Annotated in this window: 12 protein-coding genes; 9 read left to right on the top strand and 3 right to left on the bottom strand. The window is 56.1% G+C overall.

Features of this window, described 5'->3' with window-relative positions; all coding sequences use genetic code 11:
• Positions 1–481: 481 nt before the first annotated feature.
• Complete coding sequence (locus ABD971_RS25190; protein WP_345326652.1) at positions 482–3,574, bottom strand: vitamin B12-dependent ribonucleotide reductase; 3,093 nt, start codon at positions 3,572–3,574, stop codon at positions 482–484.
• Between the two features lie 429 nt (positions 3,575–4,003).
• On the opposite strand from ABD971_RS25190, the gene ABD971_RS25185 reads away from it, so the two are divergent.
• From ABD971_RS25185 to ABD971_RS25160, 6 genes are all read left to right on the top strand, one after another.
• Positions 4,004–4,330 (top strand): hypothetical protein, encoded by a 327-nt coding sequence (locus tag ABD971_RS25185; RefSeq protein ID WP_345326651.1) that lies wholly within the window; start codon positions 4,004–4,006, stop codon positions 4,328–4,330.
• 20 nt (positions 4,331–4,350) lie between these two features.
• Positions 4,351–5,169, top strand: a complete 819-nt coding sequence (locus ABD971_RS25180) for a sugar phosphate isomerase/epimerase family protein (protein WP_345326650.1) — start codon at positions 4,351–4,353, stop codon at positions 5,167–5,169.
• 231 nt (positions 5,170–5,400) lie between these two features.
• Positions 5,401–6,345 carry a tetratricopeptide repeat protein gene (locus tag ABD971_RS25175; RefSeq protein ID WP_339946912.1) on the top strand — a complete coding sequence of 315 codons (945 nt, stop codon included), beginning with the start codon at positions 5,401–5,403 and terminating at the stop codon, positions 6,343–6,345.
• A gap of 31 nt (positions 6,346–6,376) precedes the next feature.
• The gene (locus ABD971_RS25170; protein WP_008692616.1) at positions 6,377–6,646 is read left to right on the top strand and encodes a WXG100 family type VII secretion target; all 270 of its coding nucleotides are present in this window, start codon (positions 6,377–6,379) and stop codon (positions 6,644–6,646) included.
• A 47-nt stretch (positions 6,647–6,693) separates the two neighbouring features.
• Entirely contained in the window at positions 6,694–7,188 is a 495-nt protein-coding gene (locus ABD971_RS25165) for a hypothetical protein (RefSeq protein WP_345326649.1), read from the top strand.
• Positions 7,189–7,325: 137 nt separating this feature from the next.
• A complete protein-coding gene (locus tag ABD971_RS25160; protein ID WP_345326648.1) occupies positions 7,326–7,991 on the top strand; it encodes an Hpt domain-containing protein in 666 nt (221 codons plus the stop codon).
• Positions 7,992–8,048: 57 nt separating this feature from the next.
• On the opposite strand, the gene ABD971_RS25155 is transcribed toward ABD971_RS25160, so the two are convergent.
• Positions 8,049–8,198, bottom strand: coding sequence for a hypothetical protein (locus ABD971_RS25155; RefSeq protein ID WP_339946909.1), 150 nt, complete (start codon positions 8,196–8,198; stop codon positions 8,049–8,051).
• Between ABD971_RS25155 and ABD971_RS25150 the strand changes: the two genes are divergently transcribed.
• From ABD971_RS25150 to ABD971_RS25140, 3 genes are all read left to right on the top strand, one after another.
• Positions 8,197–9,453 (top strand): protein kinase domain-containing protein, encoded by a 1,257-nt coding sequence (locus ABD971_RS25150; RefSeq protein WP_339946908.1) that lies wholly within the window; start codon positions 8,197–8,199, stop codon positions 9,451–9,453. The genes ABD971_RS25155 and ABD971_RS25150 overlap by 2 nt on opposite strands.
• A 1,013-nt stretch (positions 9,454–10,466) precedes the next feature.
• Positions 10,467–12,146, top strand: coding sequence for a BBP7 family outer membrane beta-barrel protein (locus tag ABD971_RS25145; RefSeq protein WP_345326647.1), 1,680 nt, complete (start codon positions 10,467–10,469; stop codon positions 12,144–12,146).
• 231 nt (positions 12,147–12,377) lie between these two features.
• Complete coding sequence (locus ABD971_RS25140) at positions 12,378–17,027, top strand: beta strand repeat-containing protein (protein ID WP_345326646.1); 4,650 nt, start codon at positions 12,378–12,380, stop codon at positions 17,025–17,027.
• A gap of 339 nt (positions 17,028–17,366) precedes the next feature.
• On the opposite strand, the gene ABD971_RS25135 is transcribed toward ABD971_RS25140, so the two are convergent.
• On the bottom strand, positions 17,367–18,101 hold the full coding sequence (locus ABD971_RS25135) for an RsmD family RNA methyltransferase (protein WP_345326645.1): 735 nt from the start codon (positions 18,099–18,101) through the stop codon (positions 17,367–17,369).
• Positions 18,102–18,209 lie beyond the last annotated feature (108 nt).

Raw genomic sequence — 18,209 nt, 5'->3', positions numbered from 1 at the left:
GGTCGGACGAGCCCTTTCGGCTTCGTCCGGGTGAGGGCCGCGTTGAGCACACTTGATGCGGCGTTCGAAACGGCTTGCTCGGTCGGCCCTCACCCGAGCAATCGCCGGAGGCTCTGCTCGGGCCACTTCCCAAACAAGTTTGGGAGAGGACATGCACAAGCCACCTCTCCCGAACGCAGCTGGGGAGAGGTCGGACGAGCCCTTCCGGCTTCGTCCGGGTGAGGGCCGGCCGCGCACACTTGATGCGGAGTTCGACTTTGGCTTGCTCGGACGCCCTCACCCGAGCAATCGCCGGAGGCTCTGCTCGACCTCTCCCAAACAAGTTTGGGAGAGGTGGCATGATGCGAGCCACCTCGCCCTAGCGCAGCTGGGGATTAGATGATGCAACCTTGTGGTGTGCCGATACAAAAAAAGCTGGCCACGGGAATTCACCCGTGGCCAGCCAAGTTAGATCGGTCGTGTTATTGACGCGTCGTTGTCTCTAGCTGCAGCCCATGCTGTTGCCACAGTTGTGACAGAGGTAGCAGTTGCCGTTGCGAACGGTGATCGAGCCGCAGTTGTCACACGATGGAGCGTCGATTTGGAAGCGAGCGAACTGCTGCTCCTGGGACGCCGCCGTGGTTTCGACTTGCGAGTGTCCGTTACCTTGGCCCGCTCCGCTAGTGGCTGCGGAATCTTGCAAGCTCGCCAAGAACGTCGCTCGCTCGACGATCGCCACTGCCGCTCCGGCGTCTTCTTTCAACTCTTGCGTCACCCGGTTCGGTGATGCGACCACAGGGCCGTTGCCGTTGTTGGTCTTGTCACCCGCTTCGCTACCGACGGCCGATGGCGAGTAGTCGCCGTGGCCGCTCATGAAGGTCAGTCCCAACCATCGTGCGATGTAATCGACGACGCTCTTGGCGATGCGAATGTCTTTGTTGCTTGTCATCCCCATCGGCTCGAACCGAGTGTGGCTGAACTTGTTCACCAGTACTTCGAGTGGCACGCCGTACTGCAGTGCGATCGAAAGCGCGGTGCCGAAGCTGTCCATGATACCGCCGATTGTCGATCCCTCTTTGGCCATCGTGATGAAAATCTCACCCGGACGTCCATCGGGATACAAACCGACGCACAAGTAACCTTCGTGTCCCGCGATGCTGAACTTGTGAGTCAAGCTTTGACGCGTGTCTTGCAAACGTTCGCGACGCGGTTTGAAGACGACTTTTTCGATCGTCTTGGTGATGGTGGTTGCCGACTCGGCAGCTCCCTTGTCTTCGCTCTTCTTGGTGTTCAGCGGTTGCGACTGCTTGCTGCCATCACGATAGATCGCGATCGCTTTGAGTCCCAGTTCCCAGCCCCAGAAGTAAGCGTCGGCGATGTCTTTGGCGGTCACATCGGTCGGCATGTTGACCGTCTTGCTGATCGCTCCGGAAAGGAACGGCTGAGCCGCGGCCATCATCGTGACGTGAGCCTGCCAAGCGATGCTGCGAACGCCGCCGTTTGGTTTGAACGCACAATCGAAGACTTTCAAGTGTTCGGGATCGAGGTCCGGAGCCCCTTCGATCGTATCGTTTTCGTCGATGAAGGCCAAAATGCCTTCGATTTGTGCTTCGTCGTATCCGAGTTTCGCCAGTCCGAGACGAACAGTTTGGTTGACAATCTTCAGCATCCCGCCGCCAGCGAGCTGCTTGTATTTGACCAAAGCGATATCGGGTTCGATTCCGGTGGTATCACAATCCATCATGAAGCTGATCGTGCCGGTCGGGGCGAGCACAGTGGCTTGCGCGTTGCGGAAACCGTACTTCTCGCCAATTTTGAGCACTTCGTCCCAAAGTTCGCGGGCTGCTTCTTTCAGCTCGGCTGGGCCATCGTCGTGAATATGGTCGCAAGCTTCGCGATGCATTTGCATGACGCCGAGCATCGGTTCTTCGTTGGCGGCGTAACCATCAAATGGTCCGACGACGCTTGCGATTTCAGCGCTGGTGCGATTGGCTTCGCCGTGCAGCAGTGCGGTCAACGATCCACACAAACCGCGTGCGGCGTCCGAATCATAAGCCAAGCCCGAAGTCATAATCACGCTGCCGAGGTTCGAATAGCCGAGTCCAAGTGGACGATACTTGTGGCTATTGCGAGCGATCGGCTCGGTCGGGTAGCTGGCGTGGTCAACCAAGATTTCTTGAGCGATGAAGAACAACCGCGAAGCCGCACGGAAACGTTCAACGTTGAACGTGCCATCGGTCTTGCTGACGAACTTCATCAAATTGATCGAAGCGAGGTTGCAAGCGGTGTCGTCAAGGAACATGTATTCCGAACAAGGGTTGCTGGCGTTGATCGCGCCACTGTTCGGGCAAGTGTGCCACTTGTTGATGGTCGTGTCGTACTGAACACCCGGGTCGCCACAGTGCCAAGCACACTCGGCCATCTTGTTTAGCAGTTCACGCGCATCGTACTCGGGTGCCGCTTCGCTGACTTTGTCGCTGATCCAACGAGTTTGCCAACGTTTGTTGTCGCGAACGGTTTCCATGAAATCGTCGGTCACGCGAACCGAAAGGTTGGCGTTTTGGAAACAAACGCTGCCGTATGCTTCGCCGTTAAAGTTCGACTCGTAACCCTCGCGAATCAACGCGTGAGCCTTCTTTTCTTCGTTCCATTTGCACTCGACAAACTCGAGCACATCGGGGTGCCAAACCTTGAGCGATTGCATCTTCGCCGCACGACGTGTCTTGCCGCCACTCTTCACGACGCCAGCGATCGAGTCGTAAACTCGCATGAACGAAAGTGGACCCGATGGCGTTCCGCCGCCCGAGAGTTTTTCACGTTGCGATCGGATGGTCGACAAGTCGGTGCCGGTGCCGCTACCGAATTTGAACAACATCGCTTCGCTGCAAGCCAACCGCATGATGTCTTCCATGTTGTCATCAACCGATTGGATGAAACATGCCGAGCCCTGGGGATATTCGTAGGGGTTTTCGGGTTGAGCGGTGTCTTGCTCGGCTTCGTTCCAGTGCCAGTTGCATTTTGAACCGACGACGTTGTATTGGGCGTGCAATCCGACGTTGAACCAGACGGGGCTGTTGAAGGCACCGTGTTGATGCAAGCAAAGCCATGTCAAATCGCGGTAAAAACGCTCGCCATCTTCGGGCGAATCAAAGTAGCCGTCTTCGAGTCCCCAATCGGTGATGGTACGGGTGACGCGGTGGACCAATTGACGAACACTTCGCTCTCGCTCGCCTGGGTTTTTTGGATCGCCGTAGAAGTACTTGGAAACGACAACGTTGGTGGCGAGCTGCGTCCAGCTGGCGGGAACTTCACAGTCGTTCTGCTCGAACAGCGCGCTGCCGCTTTCGTCTTTGATCGTCGCGCTTCGCAATTCCCAACGCGTGGTTGCAAACGGAGTCTCGCCATCGTCAGGACAGAATACGGAATCGATCTTCAGCCCCTCCGCGACATCGGCACCGTTTCGCGAGCGGAGCTTTTTGCCAAATTTTGATCGCGCATACTCCACGCCGTGCTGCTCGTTAACCCGTTGCAACGCAGGGTCGTTGACGGTCGAGCTTGAGCTTTCGTGGGTGCGTTCAGATAGAACCGATGCCATCGCTTTGAGACTCCTAAAGGGGTTCGTCCGTGGGGCTTGTACCGATCGCCAAGATTTAAGTCGCGATCCTCGCGAAACGTCGGATACTTACCAAATTGATATGAGAAAGGAATTTTTGTCGCCTGCACGCGTGGGGTGCTTGTTTTGCGTTTACGGGGGGGATTAACCGATTCAACCCGATATCTTATTCGATAACGCAGCGTCACTCTAAACGTTAATGCCATCACTACCCGTAGTGCCGATCGCGGCGAAACCACACTACATGTGGGCGACTCGCGAATCTTAGGGATTGCGTCAGGCCTGTCAAACCGAATTTTGATTGATCCTTAAGTCATGGCTGAACAACGGTTTACAATCATCCCTTCGACAACCATCGAATCTCGTTTTTCGTGGCCAAAAATCCCTAAGTGGTTTGCTGTTTAAGGTTTAGTGAATTTTGCTAGCATTAAAAAAATTGATTTAGAAATCTGGTCGGATTTTGGAAAAAGATCCGGTGGGCAGCGACACTGCGGCAAACTGGAGACTGTGCGGGTGATCACCAAGGGGGTGCCCGATGCCATCTACTTTGGTACCGCTCGCGGCGCAGGGCCCGTCGGATGCGGCGTGAAAATACGTTCGATCGAGACCGGGCGGCTTGAGCCGCTCCGCTATAAAGACCACCCATTTAATGCGAAAGCAGGAAGGGGGCTCAGCAGGATGGCTGGGGGTATCGCTTTCGCCTTTGAGAAGGCAAGATACTTTGTGCTAATTCACTGAGTGGAACAGGAACGAATCGAATGACACGACGCTACGCAATTTGTAATGAAACTTTTCAAGATTGGCCTCTCGAGCGAGCGGTGAAATTCGCCAAGGAAGCGGGGTACACGGGGTGGGAAGTCGCCCCCTTTATGCTTGCCGACGACCTCCGATCGTTTGGCAAGGGGCAACGAGATGCTTATCGCGAGACTGTTACTTCGGCGGGGCTCGAGATCGTTGGGTTGCATTGGCTGCTCGCCAAAACCGAAGGATTCCACCTGACGACGCTGGATGCGGAAACCCGCGAACGCACTGCGGCCTACATGAGGGAACTGGTTCAGTTGTGCAGCGATTTAGGAGGGCGTTTGATGGTGCTGGGGTCGCCGCAGCAGCGGAATTTGACCGAGGGCCAAACGATGCCGCAGGCGATGGAAAACGCAGCGGAGGTGATTTCCGGATGCGTCGACTTGCTAAAAGAGCTCGATGTCAAAATCGCCTTAGAACCATTGGGGCCTCAAGAGGGGAACTTTTTGAACACGGCTGCCGAGGCGAGGGAATTGCAAGCGATGATCGGCAGCCCGCAGGTGGGGTTGCATTTGGACGTCAAGGCAATGAGTACCGAACCTGATCCGATCGCCAAGGTGATTGAGGACAATGCGGATTGGATGATCCATTTTCACGCGAATGACCCTAATTTGCTGGGGCCAGGCATGGGGGAAATTGATTTCCGTCCCCTGTTTGCCGCGCTGGACAAAGTGGGGTACGACGGATGGGTCAGTGTGGAAGTGTTTGACTACTCGCCTGGGGTTGAGCGGTTGGTCAACGAAAGCATGCAAAACATGCTGGCCGCTCAAGCGTAGCGAAGGGCTTCTCGCGTGAGGGCACTTTCTCACATGCCGTCACTTTCTCGTATCACGGCACGGTGGGGGGTGAAGATCGTTGCCAGGCAGTGATTGGTAATCTTGGCACGTGATGATCGCATCAGCGATCGTCGCGGCCTTGGAAGCTAAGTTGCTCTTGGGCTGCCAATCGATCACAATGAACGGATCTTCTCTCGCTACATCAACTTCATCGGAAGGGTGCGGATCGGCATGTCACAACCCACGGAGCCATCCGATCAAGAACCGTCGACGAGCTCATCGGCGGACGATCCCGCTGGACGCACCGCTGCGGCTGCATTGCCCAGCGATTCGCGACCCTCTGCCGCGGCGGCTGCGAATCCGATGGATGGCGGACAGTGGCGACCGGTGCGTCCCGAGGAACTGTTGCGAAAGAACATGCCCGCGGACGCGACGCCGAGCGAGCCGCAGGACAATCCAAAATTGATTCGTCAGCGTCGCCAGGAACTCGAGGTGCATTTGCGATCGTGTCCGACGGATCAGAACGCGTTTCGCGAGTTGGCGGCGATCTATCGCAAAGAGGATCGACCCCACGAGGCCAAACGTGTGCTCACCGAAGCGGTGCGGATTTTCCCCGAGGACATGTCGTTGCTATGGGAGCTCGAAGAGGCCAAGTTGGCGAGGTCGCTGCAGCAATATCGCGAGGTCAGCGATTTGGCGGGGCGACTAAAGACAACCGAAGTCGAACGCGAGATGAAGCGAAGTCGCGAGGATTGGGCGTATCGCCGAATCGAAGTCTGTGATGCTCGTTTGGCACGCGATCCATCATTACGCCATTTACGGTTGGTGTTGGCCGAGGCTTACATTGATTCCGAACAACATGACAAAGCGATCCAGGTCATTGACGAACTCGTTGAGTTTGATGAGTTTTCGCCGCAGGCCTATCTGTTAAAAGGGAAATGTTTACTCAGCTTGGGGCAAGACGTTCAAGCGATGGCAGCACTTCGGGCCGCGGGGCTTCGCCGCGCCGTTGTAGGGCCACTGCCGATTCGATTCGCGGCGCTGAAATTATTGTGCGAAACGGCGGAGCGACTTGGTTTGGATCTGACGCTCGAGCATTACAAACGTCATCTTGCGATCGTCGAACAGGATCTTGTGAAACACTCTGCGGCGGCAAAGAAAAAACATGCTAATTGAAGATCCTCTGCTTTTTTAAAGGCTTACCGTCATGAACCAAGCTGTCGTTGATCCCGAACAACTGCGTCAATTCGCTGCACACCTGCACCGGTTTGCGGAAGAGATGAAACAACGCTCGACCATGCTCGCATCTCAGATGAACCAACTTGAACAAACGTGGCGTGATGAGCAGCAGCGCAAGTTTGGCGAAGAGTTCACGACTCAGATGCGGCAGATCTCGCGGTTGATCCAGTCCACCGAAGAGCATGTGCCTTATTTGATGCGAAAAGCCGAACAAATTGACGCGTACCTTGGACGGTAAATGTATTCCAATCCCAATTCGTCTTTACCAGTTCGGCGGTGACGACCATGTCCACCAGTAATGTTCGCAATATCGATTCTCTTGCTGCGATGCAGGCTGGTATTTTGCGGTTGTCGGATGATTGGTCGAAAACCATTCAAGAATTGCGGGCGATGGTGCAGCGTGCGGAACAATATTTTTCGCAAACTCAACCTCAGTACTGGCGTCATCAATTGCAACTGGCCGAGCGAGAGATCAACGAGGCCAAAGATGACTTGGCTCGCAAACGTGCGTCGCTTCGACCCGAAGACCGTCCGGCCGCCAGCGAAGCGGTTGCACGGGTGCAGAGGGCCGAGCGTCGACTTCGTTATTGCGAAGATAAACGTCGGCAGCTTCGTTCTTGGGCAATCGAAGTTTCCAAGGTCTGTGATGACTTACGTGGCCCGCTTGCCGATCTGAATGAACATTGCGATACGATGTTGCCGCAAGCCGCACGCGAGCTTGGGACCTTGATCGATCAATTGCGAGCTTATGCTGAACAAACACGACAAAACGATCCTTAGAAGGAACGCATTCCATTTCGAATTTTCGGGGCCGAAACGTGCTGGTGGTTGGCGACAATCCAGTCGACACGCAATCCTTGTGCGATCGATTATCGCAGTGGTCATTGTCGACATTCCCCTGCACAAGTGCCACCGCGATGGTCGAACAATTACGAGCTGTGAAACAGCCACGGCCTTCGTACGACTTGATTCTGCTGAGCGCAGGCGTTTTGGCAAAAAAGGGGGGGCAGTGGCTTCAGCAAATCGAAAACGATCCCGCGATCGCTGCAGTACCGGTTATCCTAGTGGCGGTCCCCGATGGAATCTGCGACGCACGTGATGCGTCCTCAGATTGGATTCGCCACCGTTTTCAGAATCCGGTTTCGATGACGGAATTGCGTGTCGCAATCGAATCCATCCTTAATCAAGCAAAAGCGAGTGAAAGCGTGTCGCCGGACAAACCAGACACCGAATCGGTTGAATTTGATCGTGATGCCATGTTGCAGAACACCGGGGGCGATCGCATGTTTGTCCGCAAGTTGATCGAGATGTTTCAAGTCGAATCGCGTCGACAACTCGACGCAGTTGGCGATGCCGTCCATGCACGCGATGGCGCAATGATCAAGGCTGCGGCACACGTATTGAAAGGGTCCGTCGCATTGTTCGGAGCAAGTGGATGCGTTGCCGAAGTTCTAAAACTCGAAAAAATGGGTGAGCAAAACGAGTTGCGTCATGTCGAAACGCAATTCGAAGCGATTTGCCGCTTGACCGCAGGGTTGTCCAATGCACTGGATGTCTATTTGGCGGAAGAGCATCCAGAATAAGCACGCAGCCAAATCGACTCGCAGACACGAAAGTCGACGTGCGGACCGCGGAATAAATCAGGCTGCGGTGGCCAAACGCGTTGTCGATTTGATCTCGCCGCCTCGCATGCTTGCCATCTCGCTGGCTTGCAAGCGTAAAACTTCTACGCTGAATTCACTCAATTGCTGCTGCTTGCATTGGATGGCATGCGATACAATGAGCGGCATGAAGTTATTGATTGCAGAAGACAATCCGTTGTGGTTAAAGGTGATACAGACCAACGTCCGGTCATGGGGGTTTATTCCTGTGATTACCGAGGACGGCGAGGAGGCGCTGCGATATTTGTCGAGCGATGATGCACCGCGGATTGCGGTACTTGATTGGCAGATGCCCAAAGTTGATGGCATCGAAGTGTGCCGCCGGATTAAAGAAGATACATTGCGGCCGTACACCTACGTGATGCTGTTATCCGGCCGTGACACCAAACAAGACGTCGTCACGGGGTTGGATGCGGGGGCGGACGAATACATGACCAAGCCTGCGGACTTGGATCTTTTGAAACGACGTCTAACCGCAGCACGACGTATCATCGAAGCGATTCCACCCGAGGGTTGGTCGCGACCGAGGGTGGAGGGTTACGAAGTCAAGCAGGTGCTCGGTCAAGGCGCCTTTGCCACCGTCTGGGAAGCGGTCCATGTGGCCACGCAGCGTCCAGTGGCATTAAAGGTATTACGAGTCGATTTGGCAACCGAAAAAGTGTTCAACCGTTTTGCCAACGAGATCAAGGTGATGCAAGAGTTTGATCATCCTTATCTCGCCAAAATCTACGATAGCCATATTGATTCGACACTCGGTTATTATGCGATGGATTTGATTCGCGGTGGGACGTTGTACCAGTACGTTCGTCAGCATCAACTCGCGCCGCTGGCGGTGATTCGGTTAATCGCACACGTATGCATGGGACTGCAACACGCTCATGAGCATGGCATCATCCATCGCGATGTGAAGTTGTCTAACATCATGGTGACGGAATCGGGGCAACCTAAACTCGTCGACTTTGGTCTCGGCAAATCGATGTTCCTCGCCCCGAGCGAAACGGTGACACGGACGGTTGACGGAAGTGTTGTTGGCACGCCGCTGTTCATGTCACCGGAACAAGCCCGGGGCGAAATCGCATCGCTGGATCAACGCAGTGATATCTATTCGGTGGGGATCATCTTGTACATGTTGCTGTTGAAACAGCATCCGCATCACATCACCGCGCAGGATCGTCAGCAAACCATTTCTGAGATCGCCCACGGACCCGTGCGACGTCCCTCGAAGGTCAAATCGACATTTAGCAAAACGCTTGAACGAATCATGCTCAAAGCACTCCATCCGTCGGTGGAATATCGCTACCAATCCGCAGGCGAATTGGCAAACGACTTATTGGCGTTTGTCGAATCCCGTACGAAGCATGAGAGCTCGACCAAGACGCTGTGACTCTCGGGTGATTGAAAGGTCCTCGTGCACAACGTGCTTGACCTGCCCAGTGAGTTGAAACATTCACCCTCCCTCTGGGAGGGGCGGTCGCTGGAAGCGGCCGGGGAGGGTTGGCGAATTCTTGCTTGCAGGCTCCACTACTAACACAACGAGCCCCACCCAGACCCGGCTACCGCCGACTCTGACCTCCCCAGAGGGGAGGTCATGTGTTTGCCCTCCCTCTGGGAGGGGCGGTCGCTGGAAGCGGCCGGGGAGGGCTGGCGAACTCTTGCTTGCACGCTCCACTGCTAACACAACGAGCCCCACCCAGAGCCGGCTGCTGCCGACTCTGACCTCCCCAGAGGGGAGGTCAGGTGTTTACCCTCCCTCTGGGAGGGTCGGCCGCTGAAAGCGGCCGGGGAGGGCTGGCGAATTCTTGCTTGCAGGCTCCACTGCTAACACAACGAGCCCCACCCAGAGCCGGCTACCGCCGACTCTGACCTCCCCAGAGGGGAGGTCAGGTGTTTACCCTCCCTCTGGGAGGGTCGGCCGCTGGAAGCGGCCGGGGAGGGCTGGCGAATTCTTGCTTGCACGCTCCACTGCTAACACAACGAGCCCCACCCAGAGCCGGCTACCGCCGACTCTGACCTCCCCAGAGGGGAGGTGAAATTGGTTTGCCCACCTAGAGTCGGTTTACCTTCCCGCCGTGCGGGAGGCGGAATTCTGCTTGACGCGCCCACACACCCTTCCGCGCTGACGCCGGCAACATCCACGGCGGCCCTGGCAAACTTTGACGATTAGGGTGACTCTGAGGATTTTTCCGATTTTTCTGGTTTTCGGTTCAGAGTTTTCATCTTTCGGGTCGATATCGCTAGGGAACGACCTGTTCCCATGCCGAGCGTGCTCGGCGCCATCGGGAACAATGGTTAGCCCGGGGGGGTGATACCACTTCAGCGATGATTCGTCGGTGACCTGTAAAGCTTGTAGTCAGGTTGCTCGCGTTTCGCTTTCCAGGATCCCAATTGGTGAAGCCAATGCCTTCCGTTAGACAACTCTCCCAAATCTTCTTTACGTTTGTGCTAGGGGCGCTGCTTGCCACTCACGCAGACGCTCAGACCACGACCTCGGGTCAGCGTACGCTTCGCAAAACAGAGCGAACCGCACGTGCCAATTGGCAACCCGTGCGAAAGTCCAATCTGACCGAGGCGGATGCGGGCTTCGTTGGCGCAGGCAACTCGGCCCCCCAAACGACAGCAAAGAAAACCTCGCAACCTGCCAGCAACTCAGTTGTTCGCCAAGCGAGTCATGTTCAGCAGACCGGTCATGGCATTCCCGAGCCATCCTACCCGCCGCATTCGATCATCGAAGAACCGATCATTCACGGTCCCAGCAATGGCTACGTCGAATTGGAACCCATTCACGGTGGCTCGATGGCATGTGATGCCATGCCAGGCGGCGTGGGATGCGGTTGCGGATCGATGAGCTGTGACGGCGGCTGTGATTCGATGGGTAGCTGCGGTCACGGTAATGCATGTGACGGAACCTGTGGTGCCAACGGATGGCGTCCTTGTGTCACATTGTGTCTTCCCCAAGACGGCTGGGTTTCGTTCGAATATCTGTCCTGGTGGCAAGATGGTATGAGCCTGCCTCCGTTGGTGACTACAAGCACCGACCCCAACGTGGCTCAAGCGGACGCGGGCGTGCTCGGCAAATCGACCACTCGCACGCTGTTTGGCGGCGAAGAGGTCCTGACCGATCAATTCGATGGCGGCCGATTGCGAATGGGATTGTGGTTGGACCGAGGTCATACTTGGGCGATCGCAGGGGAATACTTCAAAATTGGTAGCGAAAGCGAATCGTTTTTCGCAAACAGCAACGGCGACCCCGTCTTGGCACGTCCCTTTTTCAATGTGAATCCGACCAGCGGCAGTGCTCGTGAAGACTCGGAATTGGTGGCCTTTGGTGGCACTGGAAACGTTCGTGTCTCGGGTTCGGTCTCTGCGGTTGCGGAAAGCGAATTGCTTGGTGCCGGATTCCACTTTCGCAATCTGCGTGCTTGCAACCAAGGCTGCAACACATGGGGATTGTTTGGTTGCCCTCAAGAATTCTGCTCACGCACCGAAGCGTTGATTGGATACCGCCACTTGCAACTGACCGAAGGGGTGTACGTTCAAGAACGCTTGACCGGAATCAACCCTGTAGGCAACTTTGTCATCGACGATCGTTTCCGCACTCGAAACCAATTCAATGGGATCGACCTCGGATGGTTCTATACTCAGAACCGTGGCAATTGGACGCTCGACAGCACCATTCGCCTCGCTTTGGGAACGACTCACCAAACCGTTTCAATCAATGGTCAAACGACAATTTCGGGCGATCCGAATTCACCCGGCAGCCAGACTCACCAAGGCGGTTTGCTAGCTCAAGCGTCGAACATCGGAACCTACCAACGCGATGAATTCGCCGTGGTCCCCGAGTTTGATATCAATCTGGGCTACCGACTGAATAACAACTGGCGAGTGATGGTGGGCTACACCTTCCTGTACTGGTCCAACGTGGTTCGTCCGGGAGAGCAGATCTCGCGTGACCTCAACCCAAGTCAACTCGCTCCGGCCGAAGACCCGCTAACGGGGGCCTCGCGACCTGGCTTTGCATTCGACTCAGTCGATTATTGGGCTCAGGGAATCAACACAGGGCTCGAGTATCGCTGGTAACCGCTTCCGCTTGCCGAGTCGGTCGTTGAAACAGGGATCGCAAGATTCGATTTTAGCGGTAACAGTCAAGCGAGCTGCACTGGAAATCCGATACCTCCCTACAGACCGCGCTGCAATGATTCAACAATTGCGCGCCAGCAAAATCAACCGTTCGATGCCGAGGCACCGTCCGACCGACGTTTGACGTCGGGATGACGCCTACGGCGTTTCGCCCCCAACAGGACAACGATGATGGTCTTTCAACGACTAATCAACCGTCTCGGTCGCAAATCAAACAACGTCAGCCGCAAAAAATCGAATCGCCGTCTGTTGATGGAGCATTTGACTCGTCGTGAATTGATGGCATCGGACTTAGGGGCGATCAGCGGGATTGCGTATACCGACGCGGACGGCAATGGCCAATTGGATGCCGGCGAAGTGCGACTTGAAGACGTCCAGGTCCAGTTGTTCCGTGATAGTGGTTCGGGCAACACCGGCACGCTTGTGACCACGGGCGCGAATGCGGACCCGCTGGTATTGACCGACACCACCGACAACTCGACGCCCGCCGGTGTCGGCCAACCGGTCAAGGTTCCAGGCGAATTTCGCTTCGAAGGCCTTTCGCCGGGGGATTACTTCGTCGTTCAAAGCGCCGTGCCTGGGCAAACCGCTCCTGATCCGGTTCTGATTACGATCAGCGATACGGATGACGACGGGGTTCGCACGCAGTTGATCGACGACTTCGCGACCACGGCGGTTTCGGTGCTTGCCAATGCATCGAATCCGACTAACACCGATTCAACCAATGCTCCTGAAGCGATCGGGGGCAGCCGAGATATCCAAGCGATTCGGTCCAGCGGATCGGGCAATATCTTAGTCGAAGTCGACACCGGACAAGACGCGTTGACGATTTCCTCGGGTGGCGGCGGCGTCGGCACTGCGATGGTGCAGTACGACGGTATCGACAACACCATCGCCCTGGATGCAGTTGGACTGGGAGGCGTTTCACTTTCGGATGAATTGCCCCTCGATCCCACGGATCCCACCGGCACACAGCGCCAATATCCTGGGGCCGGATTGTTTGTACGGACTCGCGCTGCCGATGCGGGGGAACAACTGACGATTCGCGTCTACACCGATGCCACCAATTTTTCAGAAACCGTGGTTCCGGTCCCCGTCGATGCGACCAACTTCCTTGAAACCTTTGTTCGCTTTGATTCGTTCACCGTGGCCGGTGGAACCGGAGCCGATTTCCGCAACGTCGGTGCCATCGAAGCAATAAGCGACTTGACCGGTGACAACGACATTCGGGTCTCGATCGTCGAAGCACTGCGTCCCACACCTCAAGTAACCAATCTTGCGAACATTCAGCCGCTCGCACTTGGCGGCGAGATTTTCGTCGACAACGGCGCGATCCCTGACCAGAACAACGGCACGCGTGATACCGGCGAACCGTTGGTGACCAATCCGATCACGGTCCACTTGTATCAAGAGAACCAGACCCCGGGGACCGATACCCCGGTGGCAACCACGACCACCTCGAGCGGCGTCTATTCGTTCAACGATGTTGTTCCAGGCAACTACTTCGTCGTGATCCCTCAAGCAATGTTTGATGCGGGCGGCCCCTTGGTCGGATTTGCTTCGAGCACGGGGAACGATCCGGCATCGGATCCCGACGACGACGTCGATCTGGATGACAACGGCACCGGGGTTGCAGGCGTTGGCATCGTAAGCGGTGTGATCACGCTCGCCAGCGGGACTGAACCGACCAATGACGGTGATGATGCGAACAAGAACTCGACGCTCGATTTTGGTGTCGTGCCGCAAACCGATCTTGCGATCAGCAAGACGCTCGTGGGAGCTCCGCCGTCGAACGTCAGTGCGGGCAGCACTGCGGTGTTTGATATTGTCATCAGCAACAACGGACCGCTGACGGCGACCGATGTTCGCGTCCAAGACGTCATTCCAAGCGGTTTGACCTTTGTACGGACTCAGAACGGTCCTTCGGGAATGTCTCAAAACGTTAACGGTGCGAACCTTGAAGTGATTTTGGGAACGATCCCTGCCAGCGGACAGCTAAGCTTCCAAATCGTGACCACGGTCGATGTCGATGGTTTAACCAACATCACCAATACCGCGACGGTTACAGGTGCCGAGTTTGATTTCGACACCAGCAATAACAGCAGCGATGCGGATGTCATTGTCGACCCCGATTTTGATATCGTCGTTGACAAAACTGTCGACAACGCAAACGTCCAGCCCACCGACACGGTGACTTACACCGTGACCTTGACTAACGATGGTCCGAGTTCGGCCGATGGTGTCGTGCTCAGCGATGTCGTTCCCACCGGATTGACCTTTGTCAGCGGTACGATGAACGGTAACGCGGCTACGCTAAACGGTTCCACCGTGACCTTCCCCGCGATCACCGTGGGTGCAGGTACCGCTAACGCAGTAACCGCGACTTTGGTCTTTACCGTCGATGCGTTGACCACGGGCCAAATCACCAACACCGCAAGTGTGCCGGACATGTCGGCCGACGGTGAAAACGATATCACGAACAACTCCGATGACGCCGTGATCACAGTGACTCCGGACTTTGACATCGTGGTCGACAAGACCTCCGATGTCACAACCGTGCAGCCTGGCGACACGGTCGTTTACACCGTTACGTTGACCAACGACGGTCCTAGTACCGCGGATAACGTGGTGCTGACCGATGTGATTCCTGATGGTTTGACGCTGGTTTCGGCAGTGATGAACGGAACCAATGGAACCGTTTCCGGTGGCAACATCACCTTCCCAGGTGTATCGATTGTCAGCGGAGCTGCCAACGCGGTAACCGCGACGTTGACCTTTACGGTCGATTCGGACGCCAGCGGTACGATCGACAACACCGCAAGTGTCCCAGACATGTCGGCCGACGGTGAAAACGACACCACCAACAACTCCGACGACGCTTCGATCACCGTCATGCCGGTATTCGACATTGTCGTGGACAAGACCGTCGATGTCACCAATGCTCAGCCCAACGACACGGTCACCTATACGGTGACGTTGACCAACAATGGCCCGAGCAACGCAACCAACGTGGTGCTTAGCGACGCAGTGCCCGCGGGATTAACGTTCGTCAGCGGCACGCTGAACGGACAAGCCGGCACGCTGAACGGAAGCACCGTCTCGTTCCCTGCGGTTTCGATCGACAGTGGAACAGCGAATGCCCTTACGGCAACACTGACCTTCACGGTCAACTCGGACGCGACTGGCCAAATCGTCAACACCGCCAGTGTTCCGGATATGTCCGGTGACGGTGAGACCGACATCACCAACAACTCGGACGACGCCACGTTGACGATCGATCCCGATTTTGACATCGTCGTCGATAAAACGGTCGATAACGCAACACCCAAGCCTAACGACACCGTCGTTTACACCGTGACGTTGACCAACGAAGGCCCAAGTTCGGCAACCAACGTCGTGTTAACCGATGTCGTCCCCACCGGGTTGACGTTCGTTAGCGGAACACTTGATGGTGTGGCCGGAACCCTGTCCAACGGCATTGTGACATTCCCCAGCGTTTCAATCGATAGTGGAACCGCCAATGCCAAAACCGCCACGCTGACCTTTACCGTGAACGAGGGTGCCACGGGCCAAATCACCAACACGGCAAGTGTGCCCGATATGGCCGCCGCGGGTGAAAACGACATCACCAACAACTCTGACACTGCCGCTGTTACGATTCAGCCCGATTTTGACATCATCGTCGATAAGACGGTGAACAACGCGACACCAGCACCCGGCAGCAACGTGACTTACACCGTCACGTTGACCAACGAAGGCCCCAGTGTCGCCAACGGAGTCGTGCTCAGCGACGCGGTGCCAACCGGATTGACCTTTGTCAGCGGCACGATGAATGGTCAAGCCGCGACGTTAACCGGTTCAAACATCACCTTCCCCGCCGTCAATGTATTGGCGGGAACTGGCAACGCCTTGACCGCGACACTGACGTTCACGGTCAGCGGCACCGCCAGCGGCCAAATCGTGAACACCGCGCAAGTTCCTGATTTGTCGGCCAACGGTGAAAACGACATCACCAACAATAGCGACAACGCGGTGATCACGGTCACTCCGGTTGCCGATCTGGTGGTTACCAAATCGGTAGACAAGACGAATGCACGAATTGGTGATTCGCTTCAGTACACGATCACGGTGACCAACAATGGCCCATCGCCGGCCACCGCAGTTCAAGCGATTGACACGCTGCCTGCGGGAGTCACCTTCGTCAGCGGCACGGGACCTAACAACACCACGTTGTCCGCCAGCAATGGCGTGGTCACCGTTCCCGGTGGCACGCTAGCCTCCGGAGCAAGTTTCAGTTTCGTCATCAATGCCACCGTGAACTCGGGAGTCACCGCGGATCAGGTCAACAACGTCAGCGTCAGCACGTCGACCAGTGATTCAAACTCCAACAATAACTCAGCGTCCGTGACCACGGGCGTTGATCCTGCGACGTCGCGAGTGGACGGGTTCGTGTTCATCGACGCGAACAACAACAAGATCTTTGATGCTGGCGAAACCCCGGTCTCAGGGGTTCAGATCCAATTGACGGGAACCGACGCGTTCGGCAACGCCGTCAACTTGACGGACACCACGGATGCCACGGGACAATACTCGTTCGAAAACTTGTTGGCGGGATCGGCTTACCGATTGCAGCGAATCGATCGTCCATCGAATTTGCGTGACGGCGGCGAACAAGCGGGGACCAACGCCACCTCGACGATCGATGACGTCGACAATGTGTTTACATCGCTGGGACTTAACAAGGCGACATCGGCCGAAGACTTTAACTTTGGCTTGCTGACCGCCGCACTCTCAAAGCGGGACTTCTTGGCATCGTCTTAATCACGCCTGCGTCACGCGAGTGGCTTTGATGATCTTGCTTGAACCAACGGGAGCCGGTGTTTTCGGTTCAAGCAGTTCGCCAGCAAAGCCAGTAACTCGGGCGACGCAATCATGATCGGAGCGTTAAGAAGTTAAATGCTCGGCCTTCGGGGGGAGGCCGAGCATTTTTTTATGCGCAATTGCAGCAATGCTACAGCTAGATTTGCCGGGGTAGTGGACGAGGCTACGAGTCCTTTGGGGCGTCCTCGGGCGAAGGACCTTTTGCCTCGTCTATTACGGCGAAGGACTCGCTGCCTCGTCCACTACGGTGAAGCCCAAATTTTAGCTGCGGCAAAACGCTTAGCACCTTAGCCCACACTGGGTGGCCGGCTCGATGAACGCCAACTGCACATTCCCATAGACACGAATGTCCCACTCGCCCGGAGGCAATCGCGTCGCGTCAAAGGTGTCTTCGGTCTCGGCGACCAACACGCTGCCGGGCGGTGCTTGACGCAGCACTTGGTTGATCACGGCATTGAGCTTCTCGAGCTCGTCTTCCCACATCACGTAGGGGGGCGACAAAAAGACGATCCAGGGAACGCCAATTTTGGGATCGTCCGGATCCTCGGGGGCGACCAGCAGCGTTTCGCTCCAGCGGAACGCATCGCCGACCAAAACTTTCAGCTTCGATTCGATGCCGAGTGCCTTGGCGGTTTCGCGAATATGTCCGGCGGCGCGATTGGACTGCTCGATTGCCACCGCTTCGACCGCCCCGCGGCTGATCGATTCGATCGCCAGAGCCCCGGTGCCTGCGAACAAATCAAATGCGATGGCCCCTCGAACCGCCCGTCCGAGGATATTGAACAGGTTCTCACGAACGCTGTCTTTCATCGGGCGGGTGAACGCTTCGCCGTGATAATAGATGTGGCGGCCCCGCATATCGCCGCCGATGACCCGCAACTTGGTCGCGTTCGCCTTGTTACTTTTCAGCTCAGAGCGTGATCGTCCCGAGGTGCGTGATTTTCCAGTGTCACCGCGTGTGGGTTTGGAAGTGACGTTTTTCTTGCGTCGATTCGATTCATTGCGTTGTTTCATGGCGAAAGTATAGCGAGGTCACCCCTGATTACGGAAGTCGCGTGAAACTGCCTCCGATTGACGTTTACGCTAACCACCCTGTTGCTCTAGACTGCGATGATTCAGGAA

The sequence above is a fragment of the Novipirellula rosea genome (genome assembly GCF_039541335.1).
Classification (GTDB): domain Bacteria; phylum Planctomycetota; class Planctomycetia; order Pirellulales; family Pirellulaceae; genus Novipirellula; species Novipirellula rosea.
Note: the sequence above shows the minus strand (reverse complement) of the source record. Positions and strands in the feature narration are given on the sequence as shown.